The sequence below is a fragment of the Mycolicibacterium wolinskyi genome, from assembly GCF_002101965.1.
Classification (GTDB): Bacteria; Actinomycetota; Actinomycetes; order Mycobacteriales; family Mycobacteriaceae; genus Mycobacterium; species Mycobacterium wolinskyi.
This window is the reverse complement of record NZ_LQQA01000034.1, coordinates 93,412-107,954: the sequence shown is the minus strand read 5'-3', so window position 1 is coordinate 107,954 and position 14,543 is coordinate 93,412. Positions and strand designations below refer to the sequence as shown.

The following is a 14,543-nucleotide window of genomic DNA, read 5'->3' as shown; positions in this document are numbered from 1 at the left end:
TCTAGACTTGTCATATGTCTGATCGCATTCGTCATCTCACGCTCTCGCACGTCGTCCTGCCGCTGCCCAATCCCGTCAGCGACGCCAAGGTCCTGACGGGCCGGCAGAAACCACTGACCGAAACCGTCCTGCTGTTCGTGGAGGTCGCGACCGAAGACGGCCACGAGGGCATGGGGTTCAGCTACTCCAAGCGCGCCGGTGGACCCGCTCAATACACCCACCTGGCCGAAATCGCCGAGGTCGCGATCGGCCATGACCCCTCCGACATCGACCGCATCTACCAGTCCCTGTTGTGGGCCGGCGCGTCCGTCGGCCGGTCGGGCGTGGCCGCCCAGGCCATCGCCGCGCTCGACGTCGCGCTGTGGGATCTCAAGGCCCGGCGCGCCGGCCTGCCGCTCGCCAAACTCCTCGGCGCCCACCGGGATTCGTGCCGGGTGTACAACACGTCGGGCGGCTTCCTGCAGGCCTCGGTCGACGAGATCAAGGACAAGGCCACCGCGTCGCTGGAGTCCGGCATCGGCGGCATCAAAATCAAGGTCGGGCAACCGGATTGGAAGACGGACCTGGAGCGGGTCGCCGCGCTGCGCGAGCACCTGGGCGACAACCCGCTCATGGTCGACGCCAATCAGCAGTGGGACCGCGCGCGGGCCCGGCGGATGTGTCGCGAGCTCGAGCAGTACGACCTGATCTGGATCGAGGAACCGCTCGACGCGTGGGACGCCGTCGGTCACGCCGATCTCAGCCGCGCCTTCGACACCCCCATCGCCACGGGCGAGATGCTCACCTCGGTGCCCGAGCACATGGCGCTGATCGACGCGGGCTACCGCGGAATCGTTCAGCCCGACGCGCCCCGTATCGGCGGGATCACGCCGTTCCTGCGGTTCGCGACGCTGGCATCGCACGCCGGGCTCGCGCTGGCCCCGCACTACGCGATGGAGATTCACCTGCACCTCGCCGCGGCCTACCCGACCGAGCCGTGGGTCGAGCACTTCGAGTGGCTCAACCCGCTGTTCAACGAGCGCATCGAGATTCGCGACGGCCGGATGTGGCTGCCCGAGCGGGCCGGACTGGGCTTCACGCTCAGTGACCAGATGCGGGCGCTCACCAAAGAGCGGGCAGAATTTCGCTCGTGAGTGCATCGCAACGGGTGGTCGCCGGTCTGAAGGACAAGATCTTCGCCGGCGACCTCCCGCCCGGGCAGAAACTGCCTTCGGAAGCCGAACTGATCGAGGAGTTCGGGGTTTCCCGGACCGTGGTGCGCGAGGCCGTGACGCGGCTTCGCGCCGAAGGCCTGGTCGAAACATTCCAGGGCCGTGGATCATTCGTGCTCGCGGTGCCGGAGCCGACGTCGTTCACGGTGGAGTCGGCAGCCATCCGGACCCATCACGATGTACTCGACATGATCGACTTCCGGCTCGGGATCGAATGTGAGGCAGCCGCTCTGGCAGCCGCCCGCGTCGACGACAAGGGCGGCGAAGCCGTCCGCACCGCACTCGCCGAATTCGTCGACGCGGCCCCGGAGGATGCCGTCGAGGCCGACTTCCGCTTTCACCGGGCGGTGGCGGCGGTCAGCGGTAACCGTTTCTATCTCGACCTGCTGGATTCGCTGGGTCCGATGATGATCATGCTTCCGCGCACCCGGCTCGGCGATACGCATTCCATCACCGACGCCGCGCACGCCGAACGCGTCCGGCGGGAGCACGGCGACGTCGCGGCCGCGGTGATCGCAGGCGACCCGGATCTGGCCCGGGCCGCCATGCGCCTACACCTTGGTAACACTCGTCGGCGGCTCGACGCCGGCCGGCTCTGAGCGGCGCCTGTGCACCTGCCGGAAGACCGGCAGCAGCGCCACCACGACGAAGATCGCCAGGATCGCACCCGAGATCGGCCGCGTCACAAAGCCGGTCGGGTCGCCGTCGAAGATCAACAGCGAACGGCGCGTGCTCGACTCGATGATGGTGCCCAGCACGAATGCCAGCACCATCGAGCCGGGATCGAATCCGAACTTCTTCATCAGGTAGCCGATGACACCGAACACGATCATCAGGAAGATGTCGAAGACCGAATTGTTGATCGTGTACACGCCCAGGATCGTGATCAGCGCGGTGATCGGCGCCAGGATGGCGGGGCGAACCCGCAGGATCTTCACGAAGATGCCGACCAGCGGAATGCTGAGCAGAAGCAGCAACAGGTTGCCGATGTACATCGAGTTGATGACGCCCCAGAACACGTCCGGGTGCTCGTCGACGAGTTGCGGGCCGGGTGAGATCCCGAGGATCAACAGCGCGCCGAACAGCATTGCCATCGACGCGTTGGCGGGCAGGCCGATCGTCAGCAGCGGGATGAATGACGACGTCGCCGCCGCGTTGTTGGCCGTCTCCGGCGCGGCCACGCCCTCAACAGCCCCGCGCCCGAACCGTTCCGGCGTCTTCGACCGCTTCTTTTCGGTGGCGTAGGCGACGATCGACGACAGCGTGGCTCCGCCGCCGGGCAGCACGCCGAGCACGAAGCCGATGATCGAACCACGACCGATGGCACCCGACGACTGCTTGAGGTCCTTGCGGGACGGCCAGACGTTGCCGACCTTGGCCGGGACGTGCGGCTTGCCGTGCCGCTGCTCGAGGTTGTAGAGGATCTCGCCCACGCCGAACAGACCCATCGCCACGACAACGAAGTCGATGCCGTCGGCGAGTTGCAGACTGTCGAACGTGAATCGGGACGCGCCGCTGAAACTGTCGCGCCCCACGGTCGCCAGCAGCAGGCCCACCGCGCCGGCGATCAACGCCTTGAGCTTGTTGCCGCTGCCGATCGTGGCGACCAGCAGCACACCGAGCAGCGCCAGCGCGGCGTACTCGGGCGGCCCGAAATCGAGGGCGACGCTGGCCACCACCGGGGCGAGCAGGGTGAGACCGATGATCGAAATCGTCGCGCCGACAAAGGAACCGATCGCCGCGATGCCGAGCGCTGTGCCGGCCTTGCCTTGTTTGGCGAGGGCGAAGCCATCGAAAACCGTGACGACCGACGATGCTTCACCCGGTAGCCGCAACAGCACCGAGGTGATCGTGCCGCCGTACTGCGCGCCGTAATAGATGCCGGCCAGCATGATGATGGCCGACACCGGATCGATCGTGTAGGTGATGGGCAGCAGGATCGCGATGGTGGCGGCCGGGCCGAGGCCGGGCAGCACGCCGATGATCATGCCGATCAGTACGCCGATCAGGCAGTAGAGCAGGTTGTGCGGCTCCGCGACGAGTGCGAAGCCGTCCAGGAATGCGCTGAAATCCATGGTGTCAGAAGGCGATCAGGTGTGGCAGCGGGATCCGCAGGCCGTAGAGGAACAGGAAGTAGAAGACCGCGGTCGTGACAACGCTGACCACGATCGTGCTGCGCCAGCTCTCGCCGCCCAGGAACCGCAGCCAGATCACGCACAGCAGCACGGCCGGGATCTCGAACCCGATCAACGGCATCAGCAGGCCGAACGCCACGAACGTCACGCCCCCGGCGACCGCCAAAAGGCTGCTGCGGGTGAATTTTTCGCTGTCGGTCAGTCCACGGCCGACAACGAGCAGCAGCACCGACAGCAGCGCGATCACGACGCTGACGACGAATGGCCACAGGCCCGGGCCCGGCTCGGCCAGCGAGCCGAGCCCGTACCCGTAGGCCAGCACCGTGCCGACGACACCGATCGCCAGGCCGGCCAGCGCCCCGATCACCTGGTAGGCGGTCCCGCCTGCGGGCGGGCGCTCGTCCTCCAGTTCGTGGGCGACCTCGGCTTCGATCTCGGCGAGGACGTCGCGGGCGTGCGGTTCTTGCACGGCGGTCATCAGCCCTCGTCCCGCAGGTTGATGCCGTACTGGGCGACCAGATCCGCGTAGCGCTGCTTGTCCTTGTTGAGTTGTGCGGTCACCTCGTCACCGGAGATCTCCATGGGCGTGAGGCTGTTCTGCTCGTTGAACTTCTTGTACTCGTCGGTCGCATAGGTCGCCTTCAAGCCTTCGATGAGCTTGTCCTTGACTTCCTGCGGCGTGCCCTTCGGCACCGTCATGAACCGGTACTGCGTGACCTCGACGTCGAGCCCCTGCTCTTTGGCCGTCGGGACCTCGGGCAGATAGTCGATGCGGTCGGGGCCGAAGACCGCGAGCGGTGTCAGCTTGCCCGACTGGATGTTCTCGATCGCCTCACCCACCTGGATCGACGCGACGTCGACCTGGTTGCCCAGCACCGCGGCCAGCGCGGGGGCGCCGCCGTCGAACGGAACCGCCTGGGAATCCACGCCGCTGGTCTTGAACAGCAGGGCCGCCGAGAGCTGCGCGCCGGTGCCGACGCCGGTGGTGCCGTATTTCACGAGGCGGTTGGCGTTCTTGATGTCCTCGAGCGTCTTGAATCCGCTCGCCGGATTGGTGACGAGTACGTAGTCGTCTCGGGAGACGCCGTAGACGACGTCGAAGTCGTCGAGGTTGGTGACCTCGTCGGGGCTGACGGCCAGCGGGGTGATGGTGAACAGCGACGCGTTCTGGATCGCGATCACCGAACCGTCCGCCGGAGCCTTCGCGACCTCGGCGGCCGCGAGCGCGCCGTTGGCGCCTTCGCGGTTGATGACCGGGAACGAGGCTCCGAGATCGTCGGACAGGCCCTTCGACACCGCGCGGCTGATGAGATCGCTCGATCCGCCGGCCGATGCGCCGACGTACATCTCGATGCTGCCCGAGGGCCATCCTGCGTCGGATCCGCCACCGCCGGTTGTGGTCTCGACTCCCCCACACGCGGTGAGGGCGAGACCCGCGGCTGCCGCCGCGGCAAGGATGGTGCGGGTGCGCCCGCGTCGTGAGCGAGCGGTTGAGATCGCCATTACGTGTACTCCTGTGGGGGATGTGAAGTGCTGCGCAATACGCCCGTCATGTGGCGGCCATCACTACACGGTAGGGAGCGTGGACGATACCTGTCCAAGCCTCTTTTAGCATCGCTTGATACCTTCAATGCATGGCGATCACGCTGGACCAGGTGCGTTGCTTCATCGCGGTTGCCGAGGAGCTGCACTTCGGCCGGGCCGCCGACCGGCTCGCGATGAGCCAGCCGCCGCTGAGCCGGCAGATTCAGAAGCTTGAGCGTTCGGTCGGGGCGGTTTTGCTGGACCGCGACAACCGGCGTGTCCTGCTGACGCCGGCCGGGGCGGCCTTCCTCGAGGATTGCTACCGGATGCTCAACACCCTCGACGCCGCGACCGAACAGGCGCAACGGGTGGAGCGCGGTTCGGCGGGCACCGTGCACCTGGGCTTCACCGCGGTGTCGGCGATCGGCATCCTGGGTCCGCTGCTGGGTCTGCTCGGCAGCGAGCTGCCCGACATCGAGGTCGTGTTGCACGAGCGCGTGACGGGCGCGCAGGTCGACGGCATCCGGCGCGGCGAGCTCGATCTTGGGTTGGCCCGCCCGCCGTTCGACACCGCGGCGCTGTCTTCGATCGTCGTCGCGCGCGAGCCGCTGCGCGCGGTCGTGCCGATGAACCACCCGCTGGCGGGCGCGACGGGGCCGCTCGGTCCCGAGGACTTCGACGGGCTGCCGGTGATCAGCTACCACCCGGTGCAGGCCAGGTACTTCCACGAGCTGACGGTCCGCTTCCTGTTCAACGGACATCCGCGGATCAAGCAGCGCGTGCAGCAGATCCTCACCGCGGTACTGCTCGTGGCGGCCGGTGAGGGAGTTGCGCTCGTGCCGGCGAGCGCGACGGCGCTGCACGTCGACGGCGTGGTCTACAAACCGTTGGTCGACGTCGGCGGCGGGCATCCCGAAAGCGACCCGTCGCGTCCCGTCGAACTCCACGCGATCTGGGCGCGCCGCGGTCTCACACCGCTGCTGCAGCAGGTGCTGCAACTGGTGCAGCGGTCAGCCGAACACCTCGACGACCTCATCGCCCTCGGCTAGGAATCAGCGAATGGTGCTGACGCCGCCGTCGACCGGGATCACCGCACCGGTGATGTAGGTGCTGGCCCGGCTCGCGAGAAACACCGCGATGCCCGCGATGTCGTCCGGCTTGCCGATGCGCCCGAGCGGCAATGCCGACCCGACCGCGTCTGAGCCGGCCCGCAGCAGCTCCTTCGTCATACGCGACTCGAACAGGCCCGGCGCGATCGCGTTCACGAGGATTCTCGGGGCGAGCTCACCGGCCAGGTGGCGGGTCAGCATGTGCACGGCGGCCTTGCTGGCGCTGTAGGAGAAGTTGTCGCGTCCGCGCTCGGGCGCGACGATGCCGTCGATGCTGCCGGTGTTGATCACTCGCGCCGGATCCTCTTCGGTCGCACCGGCATTCAGCAGCGGCGTGAGCGCCCGGGTGAGCAGGAAGACGCCTTTGACGTTGACGTTGTAGACCTTGTCGAAGCCGGACTCCGGGAACTCGTCATAGGGTGCGCCCCACGCGGCACCGGCGTTGTTGAACAACGCGTGGATCGCGTCCTCGCGCCCGGTGACCGCCGCGGTCAACGCGGCGACCCCTTCGGCGGTCCCGAGATCGGCCGGCACCGCGGCGACGCGGCCGAGCGGCGAAAGTTCGGTCACGGCGGCATCGAGTTCGGCCTCCTTGCGGCCCGACAGGTAGACACTCGCACCGGCCTGCAGCAGCCCACGGGCCATCATGAGCCCGATGCCGCGGCCGCCGCCGGTGACCACCGCGACCTTGCCGTCGAGGCGGAACAGATCGCTCACGAACGCTGCCCGGTCTCGATGTCGATGCCGAGCGGCGAGTCCGTACGGACGGCTTCGTCGCGGATCAGCCCGCGCAACAGTGCGGTGCTGAACTCGACGGCGATCTCCTCGGCGGTGCGCCTGCCGTGCGGCCGCAGCCAGCGGTAGGCGCCCAGGGTCATCCCGATGTAGCCCAGTGCCAGGACGTGCGAATCGCAGTCGTGGAACTCGCCGCTGGCGATGCCGCGGTCGATGACGTCACGTACGTGCTCGTAGACCGTGGTCTCGGCGCGGCGGATGTAGGCGACCTGTTCCTCGGTGAACCACTCGGCGATGTAGGGGCCTTCCTGGAAGTACACCGCGGCGCGCTCCAGGTCGTTGGCGATGCCGACCAACAACCGGCGGGTGAAGTGGTAGATCGTCTCGCGGGCGGTCGCCGTCGGATCGTCGTGCAGTGCTTCGACCGTGAAGTCCGCGGCGCTCTTGTAGATGTCGTAGAGGATCAACGACTTACTGGAGTAGTAGTGATAGACGGTGGCCTTGTTCAGGCCGACGGCTTCTGCGACGTCGTCCATCCGGGTGCCGTGGTAGCCGCGCGCGGCGAACAACTTGGCGGCGACGGTCAGCAGTTCGTCGCGTCGGGACGTTCCGTTGTTCGCGGCCGCGGTGCGGCCCCGACCGGCGTCTGCATCGGATGACATAGGACACTCGCTATCGGCCTCGCCCGGCCATGCCGGGGCTATCAATCAACTGGCTGGTTGAACAGTGTAGGCAATCCCTGTTCTGATCTTGCCCAGTCGGTCTAGACTGCCGGAATGGATCCGAATCCTGACTACGACATCAGCGACGAGGGCGATTTCTTCTTCTCGTGGCTGCCGTGGGCTCTGCGCGGTGTCTACCCGCCGCCAGCCTATCCGCCGGTCTGATCCGGCTCTGTCGTCTTGGCGCGCTGGTAGTGCCTGCGCGCCTTCATGCGATTTCCGCAAATCGCCATCGAACACCATCGTGCGGTGTTCGGCTTGCTTCGGTCGATCAGAAACAGCCTGCATTCGTCGTTCGCGCACGGCCGTAACCGACCTGGGCTGTTGATTCGCAGCGCGTCCCAGGCCAGTACCGCGCGCACCGCGCCCGGTGCGACGCCGCCGGCCGCCAGTTCCCACGTCACCCCGTCAGCCGTCATCGTCGGTTGCAGTGCGACCGCGGTGAGAAACGGCTTCAGTGCCCGCGGCGACTGCGTACCGCGCACCACGGCCTGAAGAACATTGCGGGCCGAGATGAGGTCCGCCAACTCGCTGTGCGTCAGGCCGTGATCTCTCAACCAGGCGGCAGCCGTTTTCGGCTCGTCGAGCAGGTCGTGCTGCACACTCTCCATCACCGGCGTGGTGTTGAGGAGATCGAGCAGCAGCGTCTCGTCCTCCGGGCTCACCGCCACCAGATCCATATCTAACCTCCAAATTCCTATTGACAGGTTACCCGGGATCGGCGTTGAATATCGCTAACCGGTAAAAATAACCAAAGGAGTTAGACATGACCGTGCATCACCGCTACGCCACCGTCGACGGACAGCGCCTGCACTACCGCGAAGCCGGCTCCCCCGACGCCCCCACGATCGTGCTGCTCCACGGATTCCCCACCAGCTCGTTCATGTTCCGCGACCTCATCCCGCGGCTGGCTGAGCGCTACCACGTCATCGCCCCCGACCACCTGGGCTTCGGACACTCCGACGCCCCGACGGTCAGCGAGTTCGACTACACCTTCGACGCGCTCGCCGATCTCACCGAGGGCCTGCTCGATCAGTTGGGTGTCAGCCGCTACGCGATCTACGTCCAGGACTACGGCGCTCCCATCGGCTGGCGGCTGGCGCTGCGCCGGCCGCAAGCCATCACCGCGATCGTGACGCAGAACGGCAACGGCTACGACGAAGGCTTCGTCGAGAGTTTCTGGACCGTCGTGTGGGACTACCAGCGCGAGCAGACGCCGCAGACCGAGGCCGGCGTCCGCACCGCCCTCGATGTCGATGGCATCAAATGGCAATACCTGACCGGGGTTTCGGACGAGACCCTCGTCAGCCCGGACACCTGGACCCACGACGCCGCGCAGCTTGCCCGCCCCGGCAACGACGAAGTTCAGCTCAAGCTGTTCCGTGACTACGCGACGAACGCCCCGCTGTACCCGGCACTGCACGAATACCTGCGCAACAGCAAGGTTCCCGTCCTCGCGGTCTGGGGCCAGGGCGATCCGATCTTCGGGCCCGACGGTGCACGGGCGTTCGGCAAGGACGCGGTCGACGCCGAGATCCACCTGCTCGACGGCGGACACTTCCTGCTGGAGACGCACGTCGAGGAAGTCGCCGACCTGATCGATGCGTTCCTGCAGCGGCGGGTCCGATGAGGCCAGAGGTGCTGGTGTTCGATGTCAACGAGACACTCATCGACATCGATTCGCTGCAGCCACATTTCGACCGGATCTTCGGCGACCCCGCAGTGCTGCGCGAATGGTTCGGCCAGTTGGTCATGTATTCGATGGCCGTCACGTTGTCGGGTGGTTACACCGATTTCTTCTCACTCGGGCAAGCAGTGCTGCGCATGACCGCCGACATTCGCGGCGTCGCCATCGACGACGACGATCTGCGTGGCCTTGCCAACGGCATGCGCACCATGCCGGCCCATCCCGACGTCGCCGAGGGGCTCCAGCGCCTCCGCGACAACGGCTTTCGCCTCGCGACGCTGACCAATTCACCGCATCAGGACGGCCCGACACCGTTGGAGCACGCCGGCTTGGCCGGCTTCTTCGAGCATCAGTTCAGTGTCGACGAACACCGCGTCTACAAGCCGTCGACGGTGTTGTACACCAGCGCGGCCAACGCTCTGGGTGTCGCACCGTCAAACTGCATGATGGTGGCCGCGCACATGTGGGACACCCTCGGCGCACAGGCGGCCGGCTTCAGCGGGGCCCTGATCACCCGGCCGGGCAACGCGCCGTTGCCTGCGCCCGGGGTAGCGCAACCGACCGTGGTGGCCACAGATCTGTTACAGCTCAACGCAATTCTGGAGGGTCAGTCATGACCGGCACATCAACCATGCGTGCCATTGTCCTGGACGGCTTCGGCGGCCTCGACCGCCTGGTCCATACCGACATCCCGAAGCCTGAACCGAGAGCGGGCGAAGTCGTCATCCAGGTCAAGGGTTTCGGTATCAACCACGCCGAGATGCACATGCGGCGCGGTGAATGGGCCGAGGCGGCCAAGGTCAGCGGTATCGAATGCGTCGGCATCGTCGACTCGTGTCCGGGCGGTGAGTTCCCCGTCGGCGCAAGGGTTGCCGCACTCATGGGCGGGTTGGGCCGCACCATCAACGGCAGCTACGCCGAGTACACCAGGGTCCGAGCAGCCAACGTGGCACTCATCGAGTCCGACCTGCCGTGGGCGGCTCTCGCCGCATTGCCCGAAACCTACGCAACCGCTTGGACATGCCTGTTTCGCAACATCGATCTTCGATCAGGGCAGACGCTGGTAGTCAGGGGGGCAACCTCGTCATTCGGGCAGGCCGCGGTCAAGCTCGCCGTCGGCGCCGGTGCCCACGTCATCGCGACCACGCGTAATCCCGATCGGTTCGCCATGCTCGAGAACCTCGGCGCCGCGCGCGCCGAAAAGGAGATGCCTGACCTAAGCGCCCACATCGCCGAATCGGGTGAGATCGACGCCGTACTCGATCTCGTCGGCAACAGCACGATCCTCGACTCGCTGGACATGCTGCGGAGGGGCGGAACCGCATGCCTGGCAGGCTGGTTGGGCGGCCTCGATCCCATACCCGACTTCAACCCGCTGCTTCGGATGGCCAGCGGCGTGAACCTGAGCTTCTTCGGCAGCTTCGTGTTCGGCTCCCCCGGCTTCCCGTTGTCCGACGTGCCGTTGGGCGACATCGCCCGCCAGGTCGCCGACGGCCGACTGGAGGCGGCACCATCGCGCGTGTTCTCGTTCGACGAGATCCGGGAGGCTCACCGCGTCATGGAAGCCGGCGAGGCCGGCGGGAAAATGGTCGTCGTCCTCGACTGAGGCCGCATGTACTGTGAACTCATGGCCAGGCGGGAGAAGGACATCACCGCGTCCGACCTCACCTCTGACGAGGCGCTGTTCAGGGGACCTCTCGGGCCCATCGTGTGCGGGATCCTGGACGCCACGAGGCGTGCGCCCGAACCGATCCGGCGCATCCTCTGGGGTGTGCGCACCGAACCCACGCCGCACGAGCCCGGGGCTACGCCGCCCTAGGCTGATGCGCGGCTACGCCGCCCTGGCCTGATTCGCGGCTACGCCGCGGCCGCCTTCACCGCCTCCCCCACCTCAGCCCGAAGCCTGAGGTATTCGGGCGAGCGCCGCAGCTCGTGCGGGTCGACGCCGGTGCGGGGCAGGTCGACCGGCAGATCGAGGGCGACCTTGCCGGGGCGCCGGGTCAGCACCACGATCCGGGATCCGAGAAACGCCGCCTCGTCGGCGCTGTGGGTGACGAAAACCGTTGTGCGCCCGGATTCCGCGCTCACCTGACGGACATCCTCCTGCAGCCGCTCACGCGTGAGCGCATCGAGGGCCGCGAACGGCTCATCGAGCAGGAACAGCGGGGTCTCGGCGGCCAGCGCCCGCGCGATCGCCACGCGCTGCTGCTGGCCGCCGCTGATCTCCCAGATCTTGCGGCGCGCAGTGCCTTCCAGCCCCACGCGCTCGAGAAGCTGGTCACGTCGTTCGGCTCGCCGCTCGCGCGGCACCTTCGCGTACTTGAGCGCGAGTTCGACGTTGCCGCCCACGGTGCGCCACGGGAACAGCCGCGGCTGCTGGAACACCACACCCGACGTGACGCCCGGCGTCGGTTGCGTGCCCGCGACCTGAACCTCACCCTCGGACGGGGTTTCGAAACCGGCGATCAATCGCAGCAACGTGCTCTTGCCGCACCCCGACGCGCCGACGAGGACCAGGAACGCCCCCGGCTCGACTTCGAGGTTCACCGGCCCGAGCGCGGTCACTTCACTGGCGCCGCGGCCGTACCGGTGCGCGACGTTGCGGATCTGCAGCGCGCCGCCGGCATCACTGCTTGGTGATGGCACCCGGCAATCCCTTCGTATAGATCGCGTCCTGGAATGTCGGCAGCGGTGCCGCTGCCGGAATCTGCTTCTGGTCGGCCAGGAACTGCGATGCGCTCTGCAGGTTGGCGGAGATGTTGCCCGGCGCACCCTCCGACCCGAGCCACTGCTCGGACGCCACCTCGGCCGGCGTCAGGTACACGCCCTGTTTGAGTTGTCCCTCGACGTCTTGCGGAGGCAGGCCGATCTCCGCCGCGATGGCCTTGGCCGCGGCGGCTGGGTCGTTCTTGATGACGTCGAGCGCGCGGGCCTCCTGCTCACGCCAGGTGTCGACCACATCAGGATGCGCCGCGGCGAACTCGTCGGAGACGACACCCAGGTCAAGGGTCGGCTTGCCGTCCTTGGCGAGCTGCCTGCTGGTGATCAGGTCCTTGCCGGTCTTGCGCAGCTGGTCCAGCGTCGGCAGCCAGGTGTAAGCGGCGGCGATGTCACCGCGGTCCCAGGCCGCAAGGATTGCCTGCGGCTGGAGATCGATGAGCTGAACATCGCTGGGCGACAAGCCGTTCTGCGCCAACGCGGCGAGCAGGCTGTAATGCGCGGTCGACGCGAACGGTGTCGCGACGCGCTTGCCCCGCAGATCGGCGATGGTGTTGATGCCGCTGTCGTTGCGTGCGACCAACGCCTCGTTGTCACCGGCCACGTCGAGGACGAACGCCACCTTGTACGGAATGTTGAGCGGGGCCGACAGCCCGCGGGCGACGGGGCTGGACCCCAGCGCGCCGAAGTCCAGCTCCTTGGCGATGAACGCCGTGTTGACGTCGGCGCCGGAGTCGAACTTGGTCCACTTGATGTTGTAATCAGGCAGCGCCTCTTCGAGCCACCTGTTGTTCTTGACGATCAGGTCGCCACTCGGAAAGGACTGGTAGCCAAGGCGAATCGTCGGCTTCTGCGAGTCGTTTCCGGAGTTGTCGACCGCGCAACCCGCCAGCGTCAGCATCGCGGCGGCCGCCGTCGCCAGAAGTGCCTTCAGGTTCATATCTTTCCTCTCCATGGGACAGCGCGCCGTTCCACGGCACGTAGGGCTCCATCGATCACCAGGCCCGAGATCCCGATGGCGAAGATGCCGACCAGCACGACCGGCGTGTTGTTGTAATTGCTTGCGTCCTTGACCAATCCGCCGATGCCGGGAATGCCGTTGAACAGTTCGGCGGCGACCACCGACGAGTACGCCATGCCGACCGCCAGCCGGATGCCGGTGAAGGTTTCGGGCAGGGCGGACGGCACCACGACGTCGCGGATGACCTGAGCGCGCGAGGCACCGAGGGCGCGCGCCGCTTCCTGCAACCCGACCGGTGCGGCGACGACGGCCGCGGTCGTGGCGACGGCGGCCGGCGGAAGCGCGGCCAGGGCCAGCAGCGTGATCTTCGGGGCCTCGTCGATACCGAGCCAGATGACGAGCAAGAAGAAATACGCCAGCGGTGGCAGGGCACGCAGGAACGTCAGCCACGGCTCCAGCACGCTGCGCAGCCAACCGACCGAGCCCATGAGCAGGCCGAGCAGGACCCCCGCGACCACGCCGATGACCACACCGGCCAACACGCGGCGCAGCGTCATGTAGAGGTGCTCGACCAACAGGTAGCCGCCGTAGCCGCGAACGCCGTCATGAGTTGTCGACACGTCGAGAAACGCGCGCCACACCGTGCTGGGGTACGGCACGAAGGTCTGATTCCAGATGCCGGCCAGCGCGACGAGCTGCCACACCACGAAGAACACGACCACCGAGAGCAACGGCAGCACGGCTTTCGTGAGCAACGCGCGCCACCTACCGGGCGTGGCGGCAGGTCGCGAGTCGGTGTGCGACTCACTGGGGACGATATCGACGAAGACAGACACGGACGGCCGACTTTCTGTTGCTGAAGCGACGGTGGCGGTTCGGCTTCAGCGACAGCAGGAGTCGGCGGACTGCGTCGTGTTCACCCGCGTATTAGTACCGGCGGCGGGGACCGGGATGAAGGTCTGGAATCGCGGTGAGTTTTATGTCGCGGACTGCGCCAGCGTCCGGATCGCATATCGGACGACCAGCAGGATCGCTGCGGTGGTCACCAGGAACAGCGGCCATCCCATCGCGATCCGGGCGATCGCGAGCAGGCTCTCCTGGTCGGTGTCGTAGAGGTAGTACTGGACCAGGAACCGCGACCAGGACACGGTCGCCATCACGGCGGTCACCACGTCAAAGGCCAGCCGTACGCGGGGAATTCGTCGCCAGGTGCCGTCGCGCCCGGTGACCCAGGCCCAGACGACGCCGACGAGCGGACGCCGGACGACGATCGACACGGTGAACAGCGTCGCCGTCAAGAAGTACATCCAGATGCCGGGCAGGTAGAAGTCCTTTGCCTGACCGGTGACCAGCGCAAGCCCCGCACACACCGCCACACCGGCGAACCCCCACAGCGCCGGCCGAGTGGACTCCCGGCGAAACAGCTGCCACCCGAGCACGAGCGCGGCTGTGGTCAAGGCGGCGATGGTCGCCGGGATGCGTCCGAACACTGCAGAAGTCAGCGCGAACGTCGTCACGGGCAATCCCGAATAGACCAGGCCGCGAACGCCGCCCGCGCGGGCCAGCAGTCCGTCGAGCGGAGAGTCCGTCATGCTCACCGAGCGTACCTAGCTCAGCGAAACAGTTCGGCAGCCTCGACGCGGGGCGTTGTATCGCGCCGCTCGTTACGATTCATGTCACACCGCATACGAGAATCAAGCTCGCGACGATCGAGGACACACCCGCGACTATGTCCGCACCT

The 14,543-nt window shown here is 66.8% G+C and carries 18 protein-coding genes; 8 read left to right on the top strand and 10 right to left on the bottom strand.

Annotated features, from left to right (window positions below; genetic code table 11):
* Window positions 1-14 precede the first annotated feature (14 nt).
* Both AWC31_RS34575 and AWC31_RS34570 read left to right on the top strand, forming a co-directional pair.
* The gene (locus AWC31_RS34575; RefSeq protein ID WP_085150138.1) at window positions 15-1,133 is read left to right on the top strand and encodes an L-talarate/galactarate dehydratase; all 1,119 of its coding nucleotides are present in this window, start codon (window positions 15-17) and stop codon (window positions 1,131-1,133) included.
* Entirely contained in the window at window positions 1,130-1,810 is a 681-nt protein-coding gene (locus AWC31_RS34570) for a FadR/GntR family transcriptional regulator (RefSeq protein ID WP_085150136.1), read from the top strand. Before AWC31_RS34575 ends, AWC31_RS34570 begins: the two co-directional genes overlap by 4 nt.
* Here the strand turns inward: AWC31_RS34570 and AWC31_RS34565 are convergent.
* From AWC31_RS34565 to AWC31_RS34555, 3 genes are read right to left on the bottom strand one after another with little or no spacing between them, the layout of a single operon-like run.
* Window positions 1,763-3,286 (bottom strand): tripartite tricarboxylate transporter permease, encoded by a 1,524-nt coding sequence (locus tag AWC31_RS34565; RefSeq protein WP_085150134.1) that lies wholly within the window; start codon window positions 3,284-3,286, stop codon window positions 1,763-1,765. The genes AWC31_RS34570 and AWC31_RS34565 overlap by 48 nt on opposite strands.
* A gap of 4 nt (window positions 3,287-3,290) precedes the next feature.
* Complete coding sequence (locus tag AWC31_RS34560; protein WP_085150132.1) at window positions 3,291-3,824, bottom strand: tripartite tricarboxylate transporter TctB family protein; 534 nt, start codon at window positions 3,822-3,824, stop codon at window positions 3,291-3,293.
* The gene (locus AWC31_RS34555) at window positions 3,824-4,849 is read right to left on the bottom strand and encodes a tripartite tricarboxylate transporter substrate binding protein (RefSeq protein WP_085150130.1); all 1,026 of its coding nucleotides are present in this window, start codon (window positions 4,847-4,849) and stop codon (window positions 3,824-3,826) included. Before AWC31_RS34555 ends, AWC31_RS34560 begins: the two co-directional genes overlap by 1 nt.
* Before the next feature lie 131 nt (window positions 4,850-4,980).
* Between AWC31_RS34555 and AWC31_RS34550 the strand changes: the two genes are divergently transcribed.
* On the top strand, window positions 4,981-5,919 hold the full coding sequence (locus AWC31_RS34550; RefSeq protein WP_085150128.1) for a LysR family transcriptional regulator: 939 nt from the start codon (window positions 4,981-4,983) through the stop codon (window positions 5,917-5,919).
* 3 nt (window positions 5,920-5,922) lie between these two features.
* On the opposite strand, the gene AWC31_RS34545 is transcribed toward AWC31_RS34550, so the two are convergent.
* Together AWC31_RS34545 and AWC31_RS34540 are read right to left on the bottom strand one after the other, a co-directional pair.
* Window positions 5,923-6,696 carry an SDR family oxidoreductase gene (locus AWC31_RS34545; RefSeq protein ID WP_085150126.1) on the bottom strand — a complete coding sequence of 258 codons (774 nt, stop codon included), beginning with the start codon at window positions 6,694-6,696 and terminating at the stop codon, window positions 5,923-5,925.
* Window positions 6,693-7,376, bottom strand: coding sequence for a TetR/AcrR family transcriptional regulator (locus AWC31_RS34540; protein ID WP_067849675.1), 684 nt, complete (start codon window positions 7,374-7,376; stop codon window positions 6,693-6,695). The genes AWC31_RS34545 and AWC31_RS34540 overlap by 4 nt, the downstream gene beginning before the upstream one ends.
* A gap of 114 nt (window positions 7,377-7,490) precedes the next feature.
* Here AWC31_RS34540 and AWC31_RS37020 point away from each other — a divergent pair, with 114 nt between their 5' ends.
* Complete coding sequence (locus tag AWC31_RS37020) at window positions 7,491-7,601, top strand: hypothetical protein (protein WP_110775414.1); 111 nt, start codon at window positions 7,491-7,493, stop codon at window positions 7,599-7,601.
* Here AWC31_RS37020 and AWC31_RS34535 read toward each other — a convergent pair.
* Window positions 7,586-8,116: a CGNR zinc finger domain-containing protein gene (locus AWC31_RS34535; RefSeq protein ID WP_067849677.1), complete on the bottom strand. Its 531-nt coding sequence runs from the start codon at window positions 8,114-8,116 to the stop codon at window positions 7,586-7,588. The genes AWC31_RS37020 and AWC31_RS34535 overlap by 16 nt on opposite strands.
* Before the next feature lie 86 nt (window positions 8,117-8,202).
* Here AWC31_RS34535 and AWC31_RS34530 point away from each other — a divergent pair, with 86 nt between their 5' ends.
* Genes AWC31_RS34530 through AWC31_RS34515 form a run of 4 tightly spaced genes read left to right on the top strand, consistent with a single transcriptional unit; the run spans window position 8,203 to window position 10,942 of the window.
* Window positions 8,203-9,066: an alpha/beta fold hydrolase gene (locus AWC31_RS34530; protein WP_085150124.1), complete on the top strand. Its 864-nt coding sequence runs from the start codon at window positions 8,203-8,205 to the stop codon at window positions 9,064-9,066.
* Window positions 9,063-9,740 (top strand): haloacid dehalogenase type II, encoded by a 678-nt coding sequence (locus AWC31_RS34525; protein ID WP_085150122.1) that lies wholly within the window; start codon window positions 9,063-9,065, stop codon window positions 9,738-9,740. Before AWC31_RS34530 ends, AWC31_RS34525 begins: the two co-directional genes overlap by 4 nt.
* Window positions 9,737-10,729, top strand: a complete 993-nt coding sequence (locus AWC31_RS34520; protein WP_110775413.1) for a zinc-binding alcohol dehydrogenase family protein — start codon at window positions 9,737-9,739, stop codon at window positions 10,727-10,729. Before AWC31_RS34525 ends, AWC31_RS34520 begins: the two co-directional genes overlap by 4 nt.
* A 21-nt stretch (window positions 10,730-10,750) precedes the next feature.
* Window positions 10,751-10,942: a hypothetical protein gene (locus tag AWC31_RS34515; RefSeq protein ID WP_133060242.1), complete on the top strand. Its 192-nt coding sequence runs from the start codon at window positions 10,751-10,753 to the stop codon at window positions 10,940-10,942.
* Between the two features lie 38 nt (window positions 10,943-10,980).
* On the opposite strand, the gene AWC31_RS34510 is transcribed toward AWC31_RS34515, so the two are convergent.
* The 4 genes from AWC31_RS34510 to AWC31_RS34495 all read right to left on the bottom strand — a co-directional run bounded on the left by AWC31_RS34510 (window position 10,981) and on the right by AWC31_RS34495 (window position 14,394).
* Complete coding sequence (locus AWC31_RS34510; RefSeq protein WP_067849686.1) at window positions 10,981-11,769, bottom strand: ABC transporter ATP-binding protein; 789 nt, start codon at window positions 11,767-11,769, stop codon at window positions 10,981-10,983.
* Window positions 11,750-12,781 carry a taurine ABC transporter substrate-binding protein gene (locus AWC31_RS34505; RefSeq protein ID WP_085150118.1) on the bottom strand — a complete coding sequence of 344 codons (1,032 nt, stop codon included), beginning with the start codon at window positions 12,779-12,781 and terminating at the stop codon, window positions 11,750-11,752. Before AWC31_RS34505 ends, AWC31_RS34510 begins: the two co-directional genes overlap by 20 nt.
* On the bottom strand, window positions 12,778-13,638 hold the full coding sequence (locus tag AWC31_RS34500) for an ABC transporter permease (protein ID WP_085150116.1): 861 nt from the start codon (window positions 13,636-13,638) through the stop codon (window positions 12,778-12,780). The genes AWC31_RS34505 and AWC31_RS34500 overlap by 4 nt, the downstream gene beginning before the upstream one ends.
* A 141-nt stretch (window positions 13,639-13,779) precedes the next feature.
* Window positions 13,780-14,394, bottom strand: a complete 615-nt coding sequence (locus AWC31_RS34495; RefSeq protein WP_110775412.1) for a DUF3159 domain-containing protein — start codon at window positions 14,392-14,394, stop codon at window positions 13,780-13,782.
* Window positions 14,395-14,543: the final 149 nt, after the last annotated feature.